Consider the following 17,707-nt stretch of genomic DNA (forward strand, 5'->3'; position numbering starts at 1 on the left):
GGACCAGTATGTGCTTTGTCAAGCAAGGAACTTGGGTGGTCGGTCAGCCCCCGAGCGGCTGCGGCCGGTTCCGGCGGCGCACCTCCGACGAGGCGAAGACCGCCGAGATGCCGTGGACGATGCTGAAGAGACCGAAGACGGTGGCGAGCGAGACGGCACCGATGTCCGGGCGCACGAACAGGACGAACCCGAGCGCGACCGACACGAGGCCGGTCAGCAGGAACAGGGCTCGCTCACCCGCCGTCTCCCCGCGCAGGAAGGCCAGCGCGACCTCCATGGCACCCGTCGTCAGGGCCCACGCGGCGACCCAGAGGGTGAGCACCAGGGCCGTGATGCCCGGCCACGCCAGGGAGCTGACGCCGGCCACGACCGACAGCACGGCCAGCAGCAGCCACCCCAGCACCGGGCCCACCCGGTCGCTGCTGAAGGCGCGGACCCCGTCCATCACCGCGTACATGAACGCGTATACGGCGAACAGGACGACGAACGCGCCGACGGTGATGCCCGGCCAGGAGACGGAGACGATGCCGATGACGACGGCCAGCAGGCCGCGCCAGAGCAGGGCGTTGGGCGAACTGAGCAAGGTGACCTCCGTGAACGAGGGTGCCGTGGCGCCGACTTCCACCCCGGCCCGGAAAACCGCGATGACGGGCACGAAGGCTAGCGACGCGACGGCGTCATGTGATCGGTCATTCGACTCATTCCGTTACTGCCCGATCGGCAGGCTTTCGTCCGCCCGGCCGAGCGCTCCGCCGGAATTGCCGCGATGCGCCGTCGTTCGTCCGCAGCGCCGTGCTGGCCGGTGGCGCCCACGCTGCGGTAGCCGCACATTCAATGCAGCCCCACGCCCCTTCGGGGCGCCGCCGAGCGGAGCGGACTCCACCCGACCTGCTCAGCGCTCCTCCGGCTGTTGCCCTCCCACGCAGTCGGGTGCCCGGCCGGCCTGCTCGGTGGTGGGCATCGCCTCCAGCGCGCCACGGAGAGCGGCCCGCGAGGTGATCCCCAGCTTGGGGTACACGCGGTACAGATGCGAGCCGACCGTGCGGTGCGACAGGAACAGCCGCTCGCCGATCTGCTTGTTGCTCAGGCCCGTCGCCGCGAGTTCGGCGATCTGCCGCTCCTGGGCGGTCAGCGGCTCGGCCGCCGCATCGGACCGGGCGGTGACGGAGACGCCGGTCGCGCGCAGTTCGGCCGCGGCCCGCTGCGCCATCATCGCGGCACCGATCAGGTCGAACGTCTCCAGAGCCGCGCCCAGTTGCACCCGCGCCCCGGCCATGTCGTGGGTACGGCGCAGCCACTGGCCGTACGCGAACCGGATGCGCGCGTGGTCCCAGGGCCAGCGGGAGGCGTCCGGAAGGGCCAGGGCGGCCTCGAACAGCCCGCCGGCCTGCGCGTCGTCGGCGGCCACGGCGGCGGCCCCCGCGGTGATCAGTTCGATCCGGGGCCCGATCCGGGGCAGGCCGGCCTCCTGGGCGGCGCGGACATGCGCCCGGGCGTCCTCCAGATGGCCGGTGCGGACCGCCGCCTCCACGAAGTCCAGCACCATCCACCGGCCCGGCACCCCGGGGGTGGGGGCACCGGGCGGGCCGATCCGCGCCGCCTGGGCGAGCGCCTCCTCGTAGTCGCCCTGACCGATGGCCACGAGGTTGCGCGCCGACCGCGCGTACCCCTCCGTCACCTCCATGCCGCGGGGCGCCGCCCAGGAGGTGGTCTCCTCGCTGCGGCTGCGGGCCAGGTCGGCGTTGCCGCGCAGCGCCGCGCCCGAGGCCAGCACGGCCCGCAGCTGCCGCTCCCAGAACTGGTAGCCGTAGGCCGTCGCCAGGTCCAGTCCCTCCTGCGCGAGCCGCTCCGCCTCGTCCCACTGCCCGTGCACATAGGAGTCCTGGCAGAGCAGCAGCAGCGCCGGGATCACCATGCCGATCGCGCCGCCGTCGCGTTCCCGGTCGGTCATGCGCACCAGCAGGCAGCGGTAGTCGGCGAGGGCGTCCATGGCGACGGCGGCGAACCCCAGCGGCACGATCTGCCAGGGGGCCGCGTCCGTGGGCAGCTCCGCGAACGCGTCCGCGAGCCCTTCCCGGATCGCCTCGGACTTTCGGGTGGGGTCGACATACGCGTCGTAACACAGCCGGAAGGGCGTGACCGCCTCCGGGGGGAACCGGGCCATCGCGGTGTCGAGCAGCTTCCACGGCTCGGGTCTGAGGGTGTAGAGGCTGACCAGGAGCAGGGCGTACAGGATCCCGAGCCGGTCCCAGTCGCCCCTCGTGGCCTTGCCGGTGACGTCGTCCAGGGCCCGCGCCAGCAGCCGGTAGGCGGCGTCGACGTCGCCGTCGTCATGGGTGAGGAGGTGGGCGGTGGCGGCGAAGACCAGCCCGGTCGGGGTGTCCGGGGTCTGGCCGGCGTCGGCCAGCAGCCGGTTCACCTGGTCGAGTTGACCGGTCATGGTGGCGAGGAAGGCGGCCTCGACCAGGCGGCGGGAGCGGTCGACCGGGTGCGGGCTGAGCTCCCCGGCGCGCACCAGCGCCGTGACCGCGGTGGACGCGGCGGTCCGGCGCCGGTCGGAGACCAGCGCGCCGACCGGCGGCGGCAGCTCGGCGGGGGCGGCGCCGCAGCGCCGCCAGGCGGTCAGCGCCGCCTCGTCCAGCGCCCGCGCCACCGACTCGTCGGGCCCGGTGGCGGCCTCCGCGAGGTGCCAGGCGCGGCGCTCGGGATCGTCGGCCAGGGCGGCGGCCAGCGCCTCGTGCGCGGCCCGGCGGTCGCTCGGCGGCGCCAGGTCCACCACGGCCGTGCCGATCAGCGGGTGGCAGAAGGAGAGACCGCGGCCGGCCGCGGGCGCGAGGACCAGACCGGCCCGCTCGGCCGGGACGAGGTCGTCGATGTCGGCCGACCCCCGCGCCGCGACGCGCAGGGTGGTGACCCCGGCGTCGGCGTCCAGGGCCGCCAGCAGCATCAGCGTGCGGGTGGGGGCGGGCAGCTCCGCGAGCAGTCCGGCGCAGGTGGCCGCCAGCCGCCGGGACAGCGGCAGCCGGTCGGGGAGCGGGTCCTGGCCGCACAGCTGCCGGTCGGTCAGTGCCGCGGGCAACTCCCGGAGCGCGAGCGGGTTGCCGTCGGCCTCCGCCAGCAGCCGCCGGCGCACGGCGGGCGCCAGCCCGGGCGCGTGCGCGTCCAGGACCGCACCGGAGCCCCCCGTGTCCAGCGACTCGACCTTGCGCTCGGGCAGCCCGGACCGCCGGAAGAGGTCCTCGGTGCCGGTCCGCGAGGCGGCCAGGAAGACGATCGGGGCGTCCGCGATGCGCCGTACGACGAATCCCACGACGGCCGCGCTGGCCTCGTCGAACCACGCCACGTCGTCGGTGATCATCAGCAGGCCGCGCTCGGCGGTGGTGAGCTCCAGGAGGGCGAGCACCGCCGTCGAGACCAGCGGCTCCGGGGCCGGCGTCCGGGTGAGGTCGAAGACCTGGTGGAGGGCGTCCCGGTGGTGCCCGTCGAGCCGGTCCACGTCGTGCCGCACCGAATACAGCAGCTGGTGCAGCGCCGAGTACGGGATCCGGGCCTCGGACTGGACGCCGGCGGCGCGCAGCACCCGCATGCCGAGAGCCGTGGCCCGGGTCGCGGCGGCGTCGAGGAGTGCGGTCTTGCCCACCCCGGGCTCTCCGTGCAGCAGGAGGCCGGAGCTGCCCTGGCCGAGACCGGCGAGCAGGGAGTCGATCAGTTCCAGCTCGGCCTTGCGTCCCGGCAGCCGGGCCTCGCCCGAGGGTGATCGGGGCGGCTCCTCGGTATGACGACGCCTCTCGGAGGTGCTCACAGAGCTGAATATAGCCTCCGCAAAGTGCTTGACGGCGCAAACAGTTGCGCAAAGGGCGAGGTGAGCGCTGGGTATGGTGGGCGGATGACGAGTGACCCGAGCCCCGAGGCCGAGGTCGCCGCCGAGTTGATGAAGGCGATGACCCGGCTGCGCGCCCGGCTGCGCACCGAGTCGGCGCCCAGCGACCGGCGGTGGAACTGGTCGCAGCTGACGACGCTGGCCCGCATCGTCGAGGAGGGCCCGGTCACGGCCACCGAGCTGGCGCAGGCCGAGCACGTACGCCGCCAGTCGATGGCCGAGACGCTCGCCGCCCTGCGCGCCGAAGGCCTGGTCGGCACCAGCAAGGATCCCGGCGACGCCCGCAAGACCCTCGTCCACGCGACGCCCGAAGGACACGCGCTGATCGGGACGATCCCGGTGGCCCGGGCGACCTGGCTCGGCGCGGCGATCGAGGCGCACCTGCGGGCGGACGAGCGCGAGACCCTGCTGAAGGCCGCGGCGATCATGAACAGGATCGCGGACAGCGGCAGGTGACGGGCGAGGCCGGCCGGGGTGGCCGCCGGGGGCGGCCAGGGGTCAGGCCGACTTGGTCAGGCCGGGCAGTTCGTCGGTCTCGATGACATGGGCCTGGTGCGGGAAGACCTTCTCCGTGAGGACGCGGTGGACCTCGGGGTCGGGGTCGGCGGTCGCGTCCTTGAGGAGGTAGAGCGCGAAGTCGTCGTCGGCCGCCTGCCGAAGGGTCGTCAGGACCACGCCGCCGGTGGACAGTCCGGCGAGGACGAGCGTGTCGACGCCCTGCTCGCGCAGCAGCCCGCGCACGTCGGTGGTGGAGGCGAAGGCGCTGAACCGGGTCTTGCGCACGGTGATGTCCTGCTCCGACACCTCGAACGACTCGTGCAGGTCGGCCTCCGGGCTGCCGTCGGGAAGGAACCCGTTCTCGGCGACGGCGGCGAACGCCTTGTTCAGCGCGGGTATGGCGGCGAAGTCCTCCGGGGCGAAGGCGACCCGGACGTGGACGACCTGGACGTCGTGCGAGCGGGCCCAGGACAGGGCCGCGTGGGCCCGGGAGAGCGCCTGGTCCGGGTCGGCCACGGCGGCGAGGACGGCCGGCTGGAAGTCCATCAGGAGCAGGGCGGTGCGGGCGGGGTCGAGATACGGGACGGTGCTGGTCATGACCTGAACTTTCTTGTCTTGCCGGATGGTTGATGCGGTGCCGGATGGCGGGGGAGGGGGGTCAGGGGGTGGGCCGCCGGTCGGCGTGCGCCAGCTGCCGGTCGAGCACCGTCATCACGAGGACTACGGCGGCGATGCCGACCAGCGTCCAGGAGATGTGCCTGAGGCCGGTGTCGTCGACGTGGGTGTGGAAGGCGGTGCCGGTGATGGCCGCCGAGGCGATGGAACCGATGTAGCCGAAGGTGCGCAGCAGCCCCGAGGCGGTGCCGACGCTGTCGGCCGGTGCCTCCTGGTAGAGGACCGTCTGGTTCGCCACGGTGCCGGCGCCCGAGGTGAGGCCGAACACCGCGGTGATCGCGATCACCAGGGCGATGGGCGTGCCGCCGTCCACGAACAGGGTGGCCACGGCGCCCACCAGCAGGAGCAGCGCCGACACGACCAGCGGCGCACGGACCCGGCTGCGCCGGGACACGACGCGGGCGGAGACCGCCGACAGGACACCCATCGGGACGAGGACCAGGCCGGACTGGTAGGCGGTGAGTCCCCGGGACGCCTCCAGCCACTGGGTGAGGCCGTAGAGGATCACGTAAGTGCCCAGCAGGGTCAGGCCGTTGCGCAGGTAGGTGCGGGTGAGAGCGAGGTTCGAGGCGAGCAGCCGGACGTTCAGGAAGGGGTTGGCGGCGCGCAGCTCCCAGGCCACGAGAGCGGCGGCGATCAGGACGGAGACGCCGAGTGCCGGCCACTCGGGGCCGGGCAGCGAGGACAGGAACACCAGGAGTGCGGTGAGCGCCCCGCCGAAACCGGCGATACCGGCCAGGTCGAGGCGGGAGACGAGCTCGCGCGGCGAGCGTCCGCGCACCCGGTCGGTGTCCCGGGGAATCCAAACCGCGGCCATGACGAAGGCGACGACCGCGACGGGGACGTTGATCCAGAAGGCGGTCTGCCAGCCGAGCCGGCCGATGAGCAGGCCGCCGACGGCGGGTCCGACGGCGACGGTGGCGGCGCCCGCGATCGCGAGGCCGCCGAGGACGCTGCCCGGTGGCTCCTGCCGGCCGGCGGCCCGGGACCGGCGGCGGATCAGCAGCATCGCGGAGGGGTAGCCGGCGGAGGTGCCGGCGCCGATGAGCACGCGGGCCGCGACCAACAGTGATATGTCATATGCCACCGCGCCGAGGATCCCGCCCGCCAGCACCAGGAAGATGCCGGCGAAGAACACCCGCCGGGGCCCGAACTCCTCGGCGAGCCGGCCGGCCGCCGGCTGGGCTATCGCGCTGGTCAGATACAGGCTCGATATCAGGATCGCGGTGCCGCCGACGGACGTGTGCATCGCGGCCGCGATCGCCACCAGAGCGGGCGCGATCACCGAGCTGTTGATCGGGTTGAGTACGGCGCCCATGTACAGCGGGGTCACGAAGGCCGCTCCGAACGGGTTGCCCGGCGGAGCCTTCTCCTGCTGTACGGAGGTGGTGTCGGCGGTGGTTTCCAAGGTGCTGCTCCTCCCTTCGCGAGCTGCTGCCGGGCCTGCGCGGAGCCGGCCGGGCAAATTACGCAGGCTGCCTGACAAACAATAGCAGGCAGCCTGCCTATTTCGGTGAGGGTGATCCCGGGGGAGGGGGAGAGGGGCGTGCGGGCGGTCGTAGTGCCGGGAATTGCCTCGTCAGAGGGGGCGCGGGGCGGGGAGGCGGAAGTGATGGCCGGTTTTCGACCTTGATCTCTGACTCTCCGTCAGTTCCCAGATTTCTTCCCGGCATCCCCCAGTCGCACCGGTAACAGTCGGGAACCGGCCCGCCCCGGGCCCAGGAGCCGCCCCCATTGTCTCCTCCCGCTTAGGAAGCCATGACTGCCACCCCCACATCCGTTCCCACGCTCGCCTTCCAGCGCCCCGCCGTCCTCTCGCTCGCCGGATCCGGCACCGCCACCGTCGACATCGTCATCCCGGTCTACAACGAGGAGCGTGCGCTCCCGGGTTGCCTGCGCACCCTGCACACCCGGCTGCGCGAGGACTTCCCCTTCCCGTGGCGCATCACGGTCGCGGACAACGCGAGCACGGACGACACCCTCGCCGTCGCCCGCAAACTCGCCGACGAGCTCCCGGGCGTCACCGTCGCCCACCTCGACCGCAAGGGCCGCGGCCTGGCGCTGCGCACCGTGTGGGGGGCGAGCGAGGCGGACATCGTCGCCTACATGGACGTCGACCTCTCCACAGGGCTCGACGGCCTGCTGCCGCTGATCGCACCGCTGGCCAGCGGCCACTCCGACATCGCGATCGGCAGCCGGCTGGCGCCCGGGGCGCGCACCGTGCGCGGTCCCCGGCGCGAGTTCGTCTCCCGCTGCTACAACGCGATCATCCGGCTCACCCACGGCGTCAAGTTCACGGACGCCCAGTGCGGCTTCAAGGCCGCCCGCACCGAGGTGCTCGGCCCGCTCCTGGAGGTGACCCAGGACGACGCGTGGTTCTTCGACACCGAGCTGCTGCTGCTCGCCGAGCACAACGGACTGCGCATCCACGAGGTCCCCGTCGACTGGGTGGAGGACATCGACACCCGCGTCGACGTGGTCGGCACCGCCAGTGACGACCTGCGCGGACTGTGGCGGATGGCCCGGGCCAAGGCCTCCGGTACCGCCCGGGTCGAGCTCGCCCAGCGCCCCGCACCGGCTGCCGAGCACCCGGACGCGGTCCTCGCCACCCCCTCCACCCGGCGCACCGTGCTGTCCTGGGAGGTCGGCTGCTTCGTCGCCATCGGGATCGCCTCGACCCTCGGCCAGGCGCTGCTCTACGCACTGCTGCGCTCCTGGTGGTCGCCGGCCCTGGCGAACCTGTTCTCGCTCCTGGTCCTGACCCTGCTGAACACCGAGGCCAACCGCCGTCTCACCTTCCGTCACACGGCGGCCCGCGCGGGCCGCGCGCACCTCGGCGCCGGGTTCCTCTTCGTGCTCGGCTATCTCGTCACGTCACTCGCGGTGGTCTTCTTCAAGCAGGCCGACCCCTCGGCCTCCACGGCGGCCGAGACGCTCGTCCTGATGGCGGCCTCCCTGGTGGTGACCGCCGTCCGGTTCGTCGTCCTGCGCACCGCCGTCTTCCGCAGCGCCCACTGACCCCCGACGAGAGCGACTCCGATCCCATGAACACATCCGCTCACACGGTGTCGACGCCCGGAACGGCCGCCGACCCCACCGCCGAGGACGGCGCGAGCCGCTCGTTGCCCACCTGGGCGGCACCTGCGGCACTCGGTGCGATCCTCGTCCTCGCCGCGGTCCTGTACGCCTGGTCGCTGAGTTCGCTCGGCTGGGGCAACAGCTACTACTCGGCGGCCGTGAAGTCGATGGGCCAGAGCTGGACCAACTTCCTGTTCGGCTCCTTCGACCCGGCCGGCGTGGTCACCGTCGACAAGCCGCCGGCCGCGTTGTGGCCGCAGGTGATCAGCAGCAAGATATTCGGGCTGCACGGCTGGGCCCTGATCCTGCCGCAGACGGTCGAAGGCGTCGCCGCGGTGTTCGTGTTGCACCGCACCGTGCGCCGCTGGGCGGGCGAGCGGGCCGCACTCCTCTCCGCCCTGGTGCTCACGATCACTCCGATCACGGTGGCCATCAACCGGGACAACAACCCGGACAGCCTGCTCATCCTGCTGCTGGTGTCGGCCGCCTACGCCCTCACCCGCGCCCAGCGCGCCGAGGGCAGGGCGGCGACCTACTGGCTGTGCGCCTGCGGGTTCCTGGTCGGCTGCGGGTTCCTCACCAAGATGCTCGCCGCCTGGATGGTGCTGCCCGCCTTCGCCGGCGCCTGGCTGATCGGCGCGGCCGGCACCTGGGCCGCGCGGCTGTGGCGGCTCGCGGCCGCGACGGGGGTGCTACTGGTGTCGTCGATGTGGTGGGTCGCCATGGTGGCCCTGTGGCCCGGCGACCACCCGTACATCGGCGGCAGCGAGGACGGCTCGGCCTGGAACCTGATCATCGGCTACAACGGCTTCGGCCGGATCTTCGGCTCCAGTGGAGACACCTCCCAGGGCATCGGCGGTCTGTTCGGCGGCCAGCCCGGTGCGGGGCGGCTGTTCAACGACCAGGTGGCCGGGCAGATCAGCTGGCTGCTGCCGGCGTGTGGCGTGCTGCTCGTCGCGGCGGTGGCCGCGGAGGTGCTGCGCCGCCGCGGCCACCTGGCCGCCACCGACCTGCTGCCCCTGTCGGGCTGGGTGCTGTGGGGCGGCTGGCTGGTGGTCTGCGCCGCGGTCTACAGCACCCAGGAAGGCATCTTCCACCCCTACTACACCACCCAACTCGCCCCGGCGATCGCCGCGTTGTGCGGTGGCGGCTTCGTCCTCCTGGCCCGGCTGCACCGCGGCGGGGTGCGCTGGGCGCCGGTGGCGGGGGCCGTCGCGGTCGCCGCCACGGTGATCTGGGCCGTCGTGGTCATCCGCCGCAACCCGGACTGGAACGGCTGGCTGGTCTGGCCGGTCCTGCTCGCGGGCTGCGCCGCGGTCGTCCTGCTGTTCGCGGTACGACACCGCAGGCGGCTGGTGCCCGCCACGGTGCTGGCGGCGGTCCTCGCGGTGCTGCTCGCGCCCGGGGCCTGGGCCGTGAGCGAGGCCGGGACCAAGGACCAGGGCATGGGCGGCACCAACCCGAGTGCCGGGCCCGCGACCTCGATGTTCGGCGGCGGGGGCATGCCGGGCCGGGGCTCGGGCGGCGGGGCCGGACGGTCGGGAATGCCCTCGGGGATGCCGTCCGGCATGCCGGGCCTCTCCGGTGGCGGGACCGGTTCCGGTTCCGGCCAATCGGGCGGTCTTCCGTCCGGAAGCATGCCGTCCGGTATGCCTTCCGGTATGCCGACCGGCGGGACCGCGGCCTCCGGAGGCTCCGCAGGCCAGGGCATGCCCTCCATGGCGGGCGGCTCGGCCGGGAAGCTCGGCAAGGCCGGCGGACTGGGCGGCGCCCAGCTGACCGCCGAGCAGCGCAAGATCCTCGCCTACGTGGTCAAGAACGCGCCGAAGGCACGGATCAAGCTGGCCGTGGCGAGCGGCGCCCAGGGTGCCACCGCGTTCATACTGGACAGCGACGAGACGGTGATCGGCATGGGCGGATTCACGGGCATGGACAACGTCCCGTCCATCGACCAGCTGGACAAGTGGACGAAGAGCGGCGAACTGCGCTACGTGCTCGGCACCGACTCGGCGGCCGGCGGCATGACCGGCGGTCCGGGCGGCAGCGGCGCCGGGACGCAGCGCACCCAGTGGATCGCGAAGAACTGCACCAAGGTCCCCGCCTCCGCGTACGGCGGCTCGGCCGGCACGAGCAGCAGCGGCACCGCCGGGTTCGGCGGCGCCACCGTCCTGTACGACTGCGCGGCCGACCAGCACTGAGAGAAACGGAAGAACGCACCATGACCCCGCCGTCCGCGACCGCGGAATCCAGGTACCGGCTCCTCGTCGTCGAGGACGAGCCCAGCATCCGCACACTGCTGGAATCGACCCTCCGCCTCGCGGGCGGGTACGAGGTGAGCGGCGCGGACAGCGGGCAGTCCGCCCTGGTCGAGGTGGAGCGGGTGCAGCCGCACCTGATGCTCCTCGACGTCATGCTGCCGGACCTGGACGGCTTCGAGGTGACCCGCAGGCTGCGGGCGGCGGGCAACGACGTACCCGTGCTGTTCCTGACCGCCCGCACCGGCGTCGACGACCGCATCAAGGGGCTGGCGGCGGGCGGTGACGACTACGTGGCGAAGCCCTTCAACATCGAGGAGGTCCTGCTCCGTATCGAGGCCATCCTGCGCCGCACCGCCGGCGACCCCGAGCCGCCCGCGCCCGTCGGCGTGCTGCGCTACGCCGACGTCGAACTCGACGAGCTCGCGCACGAGGTGCACCGCGCGGGCCAGTACGTCTCCCTGTCCCCCACGGAGTTCCGGCTCCTGCGCTACCTGCTGGTCAACGCCGGGCAGGTGGTGAGCAAGACCCAGATCGTCGACCACGTCTGGAGCTACGACTTCGCGGGGGACCAGCGCATCATCGAGACATACGTGAAGTACCTGCGCCGCAAGATCGACCGGTTCGACCCGCCGCTGATCCACACGGTCCGCGGCGTCGGCTACTGCCTGCGGCTGCCCCGCGACCACCAGGAGGCGTCCGAGTCGTGAGGCGCCGTCTCGGCGCCGCGCTCAAGTCCCTGCGCGGCCGGCTCATCATCGGCGTCACCCTGCTGGCCACCGCCGCGGTGCTCGCGTCGCAGCTGGCCGGGTTCTTCGTGCTGCGCTCCTGGCTGGTGGACCGGGTCGACCAGCAGCTCACGGGCTTCCAGCCGCCGTCGCCCGCGTTCCTCAAGGCACTGCGGGAGTCCAAGGCGGAACAGAGCCAGCAGTCGGCACTGCCCTCGGACTTCCGGATCTACGTCTACGACGCCAAGAACCACCTCATGAAGACGACGCTCGGCTCGAAGGACAAGCCCGGGCCCGTGCTGCCCGAATCCTCGAAGAACCTGAACCTGCGGGAGGGCACGCCCAGCACCCTCCCCGCCGTCTCCGGAGACGGACACTGGCGCGTGGTCCTGCGGAACGGCGACGACGGCACGAAGATCGTGGTCGCCCTGCCGCTCGACACGGTCGACGGCGCCACCTCGAAACTCCTCTGGCTGGACGGCGTGCTGCTGGCCGTCACGATCGCCGCCCTGCTCGCCCTGGGCCGGTCGGTCGTACGCCTGGGACTGCTGCCGCTGACCCGGATGGAGCGCACCGCGGCCGACATCACCGAGAGCCGGCCGGACCTGCGGCTGCCCGACACCGACCCGCACACCGAGATCGGCCGGCTCGGGCGGGTGCTGAACTCGATGCTGGACCGGCTCCAGCGGGCACTGGCGGAGCGTGAGGCCTCCGAGGCCCGGCTGCGCCGGTTCGTCGCCGACGCCGGCCACGAACTGCGCACCCCGCTCACCTCCATCCAGGGCTACGCCCAGCTCGCGCTGCGTCCCGAACGCCGCCCGGCGGAGGAGGAGCGGGAGGCGCAGCGGCTGATCGCGCAGAACGCCGAGCGCATGGGTCTCCTCGTCGACGACCTGCAACTGCTCGCCACCCTCGACAAGGAGCCGGCGTACCAGTCGGAGCCGGTCGACCTGCTGTCGGTGGCGGCCGACGCGGTGAGCGGCGCCGCCGTGCACGGCAGCGGGCATCCGACCGACCTCGGCCCGCTGTGCGGCGACGGCGGGGACGGCGGGGAACTGGACATAGTCCCGGCCGTCGGCGATCCGCACCGGCTGCGGCAGATCGTGGAGAACCTGCTGTCGAACGCCCGTACCCACACCCCGCCGAACACCCCGGTGCATGTGCGGGTCGGCGTCACCACCGCCGGCTTCCGGGCCGGCGGCACCAACCGCCCGGGACGCTACTCGGCCTCCGCGCCGCTGTCCCCGGGATCGGCGGTGGCCGTCCTGGAGGTCGCCGACGAGGGCCCCGGTCTCGCCGCGTCCGACGCCGAGCACGTCTTCGAGCGCTTCTACCGGGCCGACCCGTCCCGGTCCCGCGCCCACGGCGGCAGCGGCCTCGGCCTGGCCATCGCGGCGACCATCGCCGAGGGCCATCGCGGCCGCCTCGAACTCGACACGGCACCCGGCCGGGGCTGCACGTTCCGGCTGGTCCTGCCGACGGCGGACTGACCCGGCCGCGGCCCCGGAGTCCTGACCGGGGTCAGCGGCCTCGGCGGGCCCGGCGGGCCTCGGCCAGCAGCGGCAGCAGGGACAGTACGACGATCGCGCCGACCAGCGGCAGCAGATAGCGGTCGATGTGGGAGACCGAGGAGCCCAGGGCGTACCCGGCGAGGACGAAGCTCTGCGACCAGAGGAGTCCGCCGACGGTCTGCCAGACGGTGAACGGCCGCACCGGCACCCCGAGCGCCCCGGCCGCCGGATGCAGCACCGACCGGAGCATCGGCACGAAACGGCCGATCACCAGCGCCTTGCCGTATCCGTAGCGGGCGAGCAGCCGCTCCGCCCGGGCGGCACCCTCCCGCACCCGCGGCCGGGAGGCACGGGCCAGCAGCGGCCGCCCGCCGTGCCGGCCGATCAGATAGCCGACCTGTGCGCCCGCCACCGCACCGACGGCCGCGCACAGCAGCACCTGCCACAGTTCCAGCCGGGGCGGCCGGTCCGCGTTCGCCGCGCACAGCACACCGGCCGGGAAGAGCAGCGTGTCACCCGGCAGGAAGAAGCCGACGACCAGCAGCCCGGACTCCGCGAAGATCACCACCAGGACGCCCAGCGCACCGAAGGCGGCGAGCAGCGAGCCGCTGTCCGTCGGATTGACGGCGATCACCACGCTCGCCTCCCCGCCCTGTCGCCGACCGTCTTACTCAAGTGTCGCGTGCCGGAGGCCGGGGACCCGCCCGCAACACCGCGCGTCCGGGACGACCCGCCGGCGCCTTGCGCGTGAGGAAGGTGGCTCGACGCTCCGCGGGGCACGCACGGTGAGTGCCCGGGACGCGGTCCTCGGCGGACGGCCCGCCACTCGCCACCGAGGAAGCGGGAGAGGAAGCGGGAGTGGAGGGGTGGCGCAGGTCCGGGTCCGGGGCTGCCGCCGTGGTCCACCGGCCCACGGGACACCGGCACCGCCGGGCGCGGGCCGGCGGTGGCTCACCGGCCCCAGATCCTCCGGTAGGCCTCCCGGTAGCCCGGTGGGTCCCAGGACGTGGCTCCGGCGCTGTCGGCGGCCGTCGAGACGTGGGTGGGGGCGACATAGCCGCTGGCGGGACGGCCGGAGAAGGCGCGGTTGAACTCGTCGACGATCTGCCAGCCCTGCTGCGACAGCGGCTCGGGCACGGTGGCGGCCTGGTACTGCCCGCTGTTGATGCGCTGGAAGGCGGACGGGTCGCCGTCCCCGGCACCGATGTTGAAGGGCGGGCCCGTTCCTTTCCGGCCGGCCGCGCGGAAGGCGGGGGCCGCGTCGGCGAAGTACAGGTCGTTGATGGCGACGGAGTGCGTCCACGTGCCCGGGAACCGGGCGAGCAGGGAGGCGACCTCGCGCGGGGTGCGGCTGCTCGCGTCCGGGATCGGGATGTTCTCGTACGCGAGCAGCCGTACCCCGGCGCAGGTGGCGAGCTCCGCCCTGATCAGGTCGGACTTCCTCTTCGCGAAGGGGACCGAGGCGTCGGTGAACAGGACGACCCCGGCCCGGCCGCCGGAGTGCGCGATGACCCACTGTGCGCTGATGCCGGCCACGTCCTCGACCCGGGTGGTGACGTTGGTGAACAGCGCGGGCCGCCTGCTCGGGCCGGGGGCGGCGACCGCGTGCCAGCCGACGAGCGGGATGCCGGCCGCACCGGCCGCGGCGACCTGCTGTGACGTCGAACCGGGGTCGAAGCCGCCGATGACGATGCCCGCGGGCCGCAGGGCCACGGCCTCGCCCATGGCCGCCTGGATGCCCGCGGGGCTGCCGCCGCCGTCGATCACCCGCACCCGCCAGCCGATGACGCGCGCGGCCTCCCGCAGGCCGTTCGCGACGCCCGCGACTCCGGGGTTGGTCATGGTCTGCGCGACGAAGACGATCGTCCTGCCGGACACCGCCGCGGGGCCGGTGGTCGGCCCGTTCCAGGCGGTGTCGTACCGTTCGGCCCGTGCGACGGCGGCCCGGGCTACGGCCTGGACGGCGGGGCAGCCGCCGGGGCCGGTGGTGGAGGGCGCGGGGGCGTTCGATGAGCCGCGCTGACAGCCGGTCAGGGCGACCGCCGCGGCGAGCAGCGCGAGCGAGACGGCCATGGCCCTGCCGGCCCGGGGGACGGTGGCCTTGCGGGTGCGGTGCACGCGAGCTCCTCGCGGAGGCACGAGCATCAGGGCACGGCCGGGGCCGGGTGCGGGTGCGGGTGCGGGGCCGGAGTCGGGTGCGGGTTCGGAGTCAGGTTCGGGTTCGGGTCTGGAGTGGAGTCCGGGTTCGAGTCCGGAGTGGGGTTCGGGCTCGGAGCCGGGGTCCCTGGCATGGGTCATGGCGCGGTGTCCGCGGTTCCGCCCCCGGACCCCGCCGGCGGCCGCGGCGCAGCCGCCGGTGCGTCGCGGGCCGCGTCGGCCCCGGTGCGCAGCCGGCGGGCGGAGTAGCCGGCCAGACCGACGGCGAGCAGCAGCGTGCCGCCGTAGAACAGGGGGACCGTCCAGAACGCGGCGCCGAGTTGTCCGATGCCGGTGAGGCCGACGGCGAGCACGGCGACGGCGACGAGCGTGCCCAGCGCGTTGGGACGGCCGGGTCTGATCGCGGTGGAGCCGAGGAGGGCGCCGACGAACGCGGGCAGCAGGTAGTCCAGGCCGACGCTGGGATTGCCGATCTGCTGCTGGGCGGCCAGCAGTACCCCGGCGAAGCCGACGATCAGCCCCGACGCGGCGAACGCGTACACGGTGTATCTGCGGGTCGGGATGCCGACCAGTTCGGCGGCGCGCGGATTGGCGCCGATGACGTAGAGGCACCGGCCGAGCGGCAGCCGCTCCAGCACCACCCAGAGGACGACGGCGAGGGCGAGGACGTAGAACGCGGGCAGTGGCAGGCCGAGGAGCGTGGAATCGTAGAGGTCGGTGAAGGCGACCGGCAGACCGTCCGGGCCCGGGACGATCCTGCCGCCGCCGGTGACCCAGCCGGTCACGGCGTACAGCATGCTGCCGGTCCCGAGGGTGGCGATGAAGGAGTCGATCCGGCCGAACTCGACGACCACACCGTTGAGGACACCCACCACCCCGCCCCCGGCGATCACCACGAGGCAGGCCCAGGGCCACGGCCATCCGGCGTCGATGACGAGCTGCAGCACCATGACGTGGGCCAGGCCGAGACCGTAGCCGAGGGAGAGATCGAAGGAGCCGGTCACGACGGGGACCATGGCGGCGAGCGCGAGGACGGCAGGGATCGACTGGTTGGACAGGATCGCGTCGACGGTGTCCCGGGTGGGGAACGTGCGCGGCAGCGCGAGGGAGAAGACCAGGACGAGCAGGGCGGTGAGGCCCAGAAGACCGTAGGCGCCCGCGAGGTGCCCGGCCGGACCCCGCCGCAGCGGCCGGGAACGGGGCGGGGCGGGCGGGGGCGCGGCCGTCATGAGTCCGTGGTCGTTCCGGGGGCCGGCAGGGCCGAGGCCGCCCGGGCGAGCCCCGTGACGGTGAGGTCCGCACCGCTCAGCTCGGCGGCCACGCGGCCGCGGACGAACACCAGGGCGCGCCGGCACACGCCCGCCACCTCCTCGAAGTCGGTCGAGACGAGCAGCACCGCGAGACCGCCGGCCAGCGCCTCGTCGAGCAGGCGGTGGACCGCGGCCTTGGCTCCGACGTCCACGCTCGCGGTCGGCTCCTCCAGGATCAGCAGGCGCAGGTCCGTCCTGAGCCACCGGCCGATCAGGACCTTCTGCTGGTTTCCGCCGGACAGGGCGGCCAGGGGGGCCTCGCCGTCGCGGGGACGCACCGCGAACCGTTCGATCAGCTCCGCGGCCCGGGCCCGCTCGCGGCGCGGGCCGATCCAGCGCGGCGCGCGCGGACCGCCGGCCCGGGGATTGGCCAGCAGGTTCTCGCGCACGGTCAGCCCCATGGCACAGCCCTCCCGCTGTCTGTCACCGGGCACGAGGCCGACCCCGGCGGCGACGGCGTCGGTGACCGTACGGGGCCGGTAGGGCCGGCCGTCCAGCAGCGCCCGGCCGCCGACGAGGGGCCGGGCGCCGGCCAGTGCGCGGCCCAGCTCCATGTGCCCGGCGCCTGAGAGACCGACCAGGCCCAGCGCCTCACCGGCCCTCAGCTCCAGGGTCACCGCCGTCGTGCCGGCGGTCCGTGCGCCGTCGAGGGCCAGGACGGCCGGGCCGCCCACGGGGACGGTCACGGGGAGCGGGCCGGCGGGTTGTTCCTCGCCGACGATGTCGTGGACCAGCAGGGCGGGGCTGTGGCCCGCCAGCGGGCCCTGGCTGACGAGCCGGCCGTCACGCAGCACGGCGAAGGTGTCCGCCACCTGGTACACCTCGTCCATGCGGTGGGTGACGTAGAGGATGCCGTGCCCCCGGTCCCGCAGGGAGTGCAGCACCCGGAAGAGCCGGGCGCAGTCCGCGGCGGGCAGGCGGGCGGTCGGTTCGTCCAGCACGAGGAGTCGCGCGCGGGCCGCGAGGGCCCGGCCGACGGCGACCAGCGAACGCTCGGCGGGACCGAGCCGGGCGACCGGCGTGTCCGGATCGAGGTGCCCGGCGACCGTCTCCAGGGCCTCGTCGCAGCGTTCCCGGGTCCGCCGCCAGGAGATCAGTCCGGCACGGCACGGATATCCGGCGGTCAGGGCGATGTTCTCGGCGACGGTCATCCACTCCACGAGCCCGAGGTCCTGGTGGATGAAGGACATGCTGCGGGCGGCGGCGTGACTTCCGAGCGGGTGCCCGGCCACCGTGATCGAGCCCGCGTCGGCATGATGGACCCCCGCGAGCACCTTGATGAGCGTGGACTTTCCGGCACCGTTGGGACCGAGGAGGGCGAGGACGCTGCCGGTCCGGACGTCGAGGTCGACCCCGTCCAGCGCCCGCGTCCCGCCGAACCGCTTGGCGAGCCCGCGGATCCGAACCAGGGGGTCGGCCCCCGAGGCTCCGAAGGCCGTGACCGCGTGCGCGGGGGTGTCGGGAGGGTCGTGCACGGACATCTCCGGGGGTCGGCCTGGCGATTTCTTCCCGACTCTCGCCGCGATACTAGTGCGACAAGTCAGGGCATTACGGATTTGACGCCCGCATTGCGGATTCGATGCGCGCGATGACACCAACGGGTCAGCGCGTCGCC

Annotated in this window: 13 protein-coding genes; 5 read left to right on the top strand and 8 right to left on the bottom strand. The window is 73.5% G+C overall.

All coding sequences use genetic code 11. From position 1 onward, the window contains the following. Window positions 1–43: 43 nt before the first annotated feature. Both ACFWPS_RS29415 and ACFWPS_RS29420 read right to left on the bottom strand, forming a co-directional pair. Entirely contained in the window at window positions 44–583 is a 540-nt protein-coding gene (locus tag ACFWPS_RS29415) for an HdeD family acid-resistance protein (RefSeq protein WP_383710029.1), read from the bottom strand. A 309-nt stretch (window positions 584–892) separates the two neighbouring features. Further along, window positions 893–3,802 carry an AAA family ATPase gene (locus tag ACFWPS_RS29420; protein WP_383710032.1) on the bottom strand — a complete coding sequence of 970 codons (2,910 nt, stop codon included), beginning with the start codon at window positions 3,800–3,802 and terminating at the stop codon, window positions 893–895. Between the two features lie 84 nt (window positions 3,803–3,886). Here ACFWPS_RS29420 and ACFWPS_RS29425 point away from each other — a divergent pair, with 84 nt between their 5' ends. After that, the gene (locus ACFWPS_RS29425; RefSeq protein ID WP_383710035.1) at window positions 3,887–4,336 is read left to right on the top strand and encodes a MarR family winged helix-turn-helix transcriptional regulator; all 450 of its coding nucleotides are present in this window, start codon (window positions 3,887–3,889) and stop codon (window positions 4,334–4,336) included. A gap of 42 nt (window positions 4,337–4,378) precedes the next feature. On the opposite strand, the gene ACFWPS_RS29430 is transcribed toward ACFWPS_RS29425, so the two are convergent. Together ACFWPS_RS29430 and ACFWPS_RS29435 are read right to left on the bottom strand one after the other, a co-directional pair. Continuing rightward, a complete protein-coding gene (locus ACFWPS_RS29430; RefSeq protein ID WP_383710037.1) occupies window positions 4,379–4,975 on the bottom strand; it encodes a cysteine hydrolase family protein in 597 nt (198 codons plus the stop codon). Between the two features lie 61 nt (window positions 4,976–5,036). Further along, window positions 5,037–6,461: an MFS transporter gene (locus tag ACFWPS_RS29435; protein ID WP_383710039.1), complete on the bottom strand. Its 1,425-nt coding sequence runs from the start codon at window positions 6,459–6,461 to the stop codon at window positions 5,037–5,039. A 350-nt stretch (window positions 6,462–6,811) separates the two neighbouring features. Here ACFWPS_RS29435 and ACFWPS_RS29440 point away from each other — a divergent pair, with 350 nt between their 5' ends. The 4 genes from ACFWPS_RS29440 to ACFWPS_RS29455 are packed head-to-tail and all read left to right on the top strand — an operon-like array spanning window position 6,812 to window position 12,604. Beyond that, window positions 6,812–8,071: a glycosyltransferase gene (locus ACFWPS_RS29440; protein ID WP_383710041.1), complete on the top strand. Its 1,260-nt coding sequence runs from the start codon at window positions 6,812–6,814 to the stop codon at window positions 8,069–8,071. Window positions 8,072–8,097: 26 nt separating this feature from the next. Further along, the gene (locus ACFWPS_RS29445) at window positions 8,098–10,329 is read left to right on the top strand and encodes an ArnT family glycosyltransferase (RefSeq protein ID WP_383710043.1); all 2,232 of its coding nucleotides are present in this window, start codon (window positions 8,098–8,100) and stop codon (window positions 10,327–10,329) included. Between the two features lie 20 nt (window positions 10,330–10,349). Then, on the top strand, window positions 10,350–11,096 hold the full coding sequence (locus tag ACFWPS_RS29450; RefSeq protein ID WP_383710046.1) for a response regulator transcription factor: 747 nt from the start codon (window positions 10,350–10,352) through the stop codon (window positions 11,094–11,096). Further along, window positions 11,093–12,604, top strand: coding sequence for a sensor histidine kinase (locus ACFWPS_RS29455; protein WP_383710049.1), 1,512 nt, complete (start codon window positions 11,093–11,095; stop codon window positions 12,602–12,604). The genes ACFWPS_RS29450 and ACFWPS_RS29455 overlap by 4 nt, the downstream gene beginning before the upstream one ends. A 31-nt stretch (window positions 12,605–12,635) precedes the next feature. Here ACFWPS_RS29455 and ACFWPS_RS29460 read toward each other — a convergent pair whose 3' ends face one another. The 4 genes from ACFWPS_RS29460 to ACFWPS_RS29475 all read right to left on the bottom strand — a co-directional run bounded on the left by ACFWPS_RS29460 (window position 12,636) and on the right by ACFWPS_RS29475 (window position 17,573). Continuing rightward, a complete protein-coding gene (locus tag ACFWPS_RS29460; protein ID WP_383710088.1) occupies window positions 12,636–13,259 on the bottom strand; it encodes a DedA family protein in 624 nt (207 codons plus the stop codon). A 317-nt stretch (window positions 13,260–13,576) separates the two neighbouring features. Further along, on the bottom strand, window positions 13,577–14,743 hold the full coding sequence (locus ACFWPS_RS29465) for a substrate-binding domain-containing protein (protein ID WP_383710052.1): 1,167 nt from the start codon (window positions 14,741–14,743) through the stop codon (window positions 13,577–13,579). Window positions 14,744–14,919: 176 nt separating this feature from the next. Next, entirely contained in the window at window positions 14,920–16,011 is a 1,092-nt protein-coding gene (locus tag ACFWPS_RS29470; protein WP_383710055.1) for an ABC transporter permease, read from the bottom strand. Then, a complete protein-coding gene (locus ACFWPS_RS29475) occupies window positions 16,008–17,573 on the bottom strand; it encodes a sugar ABC transporter ATP-binding protein (RefSeq protein WP_383710058.1) in 1,566 nt (521 codons plus the stop codon). Before ACFWPS_RS29475 ends, ACFWPS_RS29470 begins: the two co-directional genes overlap by 4 nt. Between the last annotated feature and the right edge of the window lie 134 nt (window positions 17,574–17,707).

Source organism: Streptomyces sp. NPDC058457 (assembly GCF_042720695.1).
GTDB lineage: Bacteria > Actinomycetota > Actinomycetes > Streptomycetales > Streptomycetaceae > Streptomyces.

Bases quoted from the DNA above. Each gene is read 5' to 3' on its own strand.
- ACFWPS_RS29425 (WP_383710035.1), top strand. From the start codon at position 3,887: ATGACGAGTGACCCGAGCCCCGAGGCCGAGGTCGCCGCCGAGTTGATG.
- ACFWPS_RS29430 (WP_383710037.1), bottom strand. From the start codon at position 4,975: ATGACCAGCACCGTCCCGTATCTCGACCCCGCCCGCACCGCCCTGCTC.
- ACFWPS_RS29440 (WP_383710041.1), top strand. From the start codon at position 6,812: ATGACTGCCACCCCCACATCCGTTCCCACGCTCGCCTTCCAGCGCCCC.
- ACFWPS_RS29445 (WP_383710043.1), top strand. From the start codon at position 8,098: ATGAACACATCCGCTCACACGGTGTCGACGCCCGGAACGGCCGCCGAC.
- ACFWPS_RS29450 (WP_383710046.1), top strand. From the start codon at position 10,350: ATGACCCCGCCGTCCGCGACCGCGGAATCCAGGTACCGGCTCCTCGTC.
- ACFWPS_RS29470 (WP_383710055.1), bottom strand. From the start codon at position 16,011: ATGACGGCCGCGCCCCCGCCCGCCCCGCCCCGTTCCCGGCCGCTGCGG.
- ACFWPS_RS29475 (WP_383710058.1), bottom strand. From the start codon at position 17,573: ATGTCCGTGCACGACCCTCCCGACACCCCCGCGCACGCGGTCACGGCC.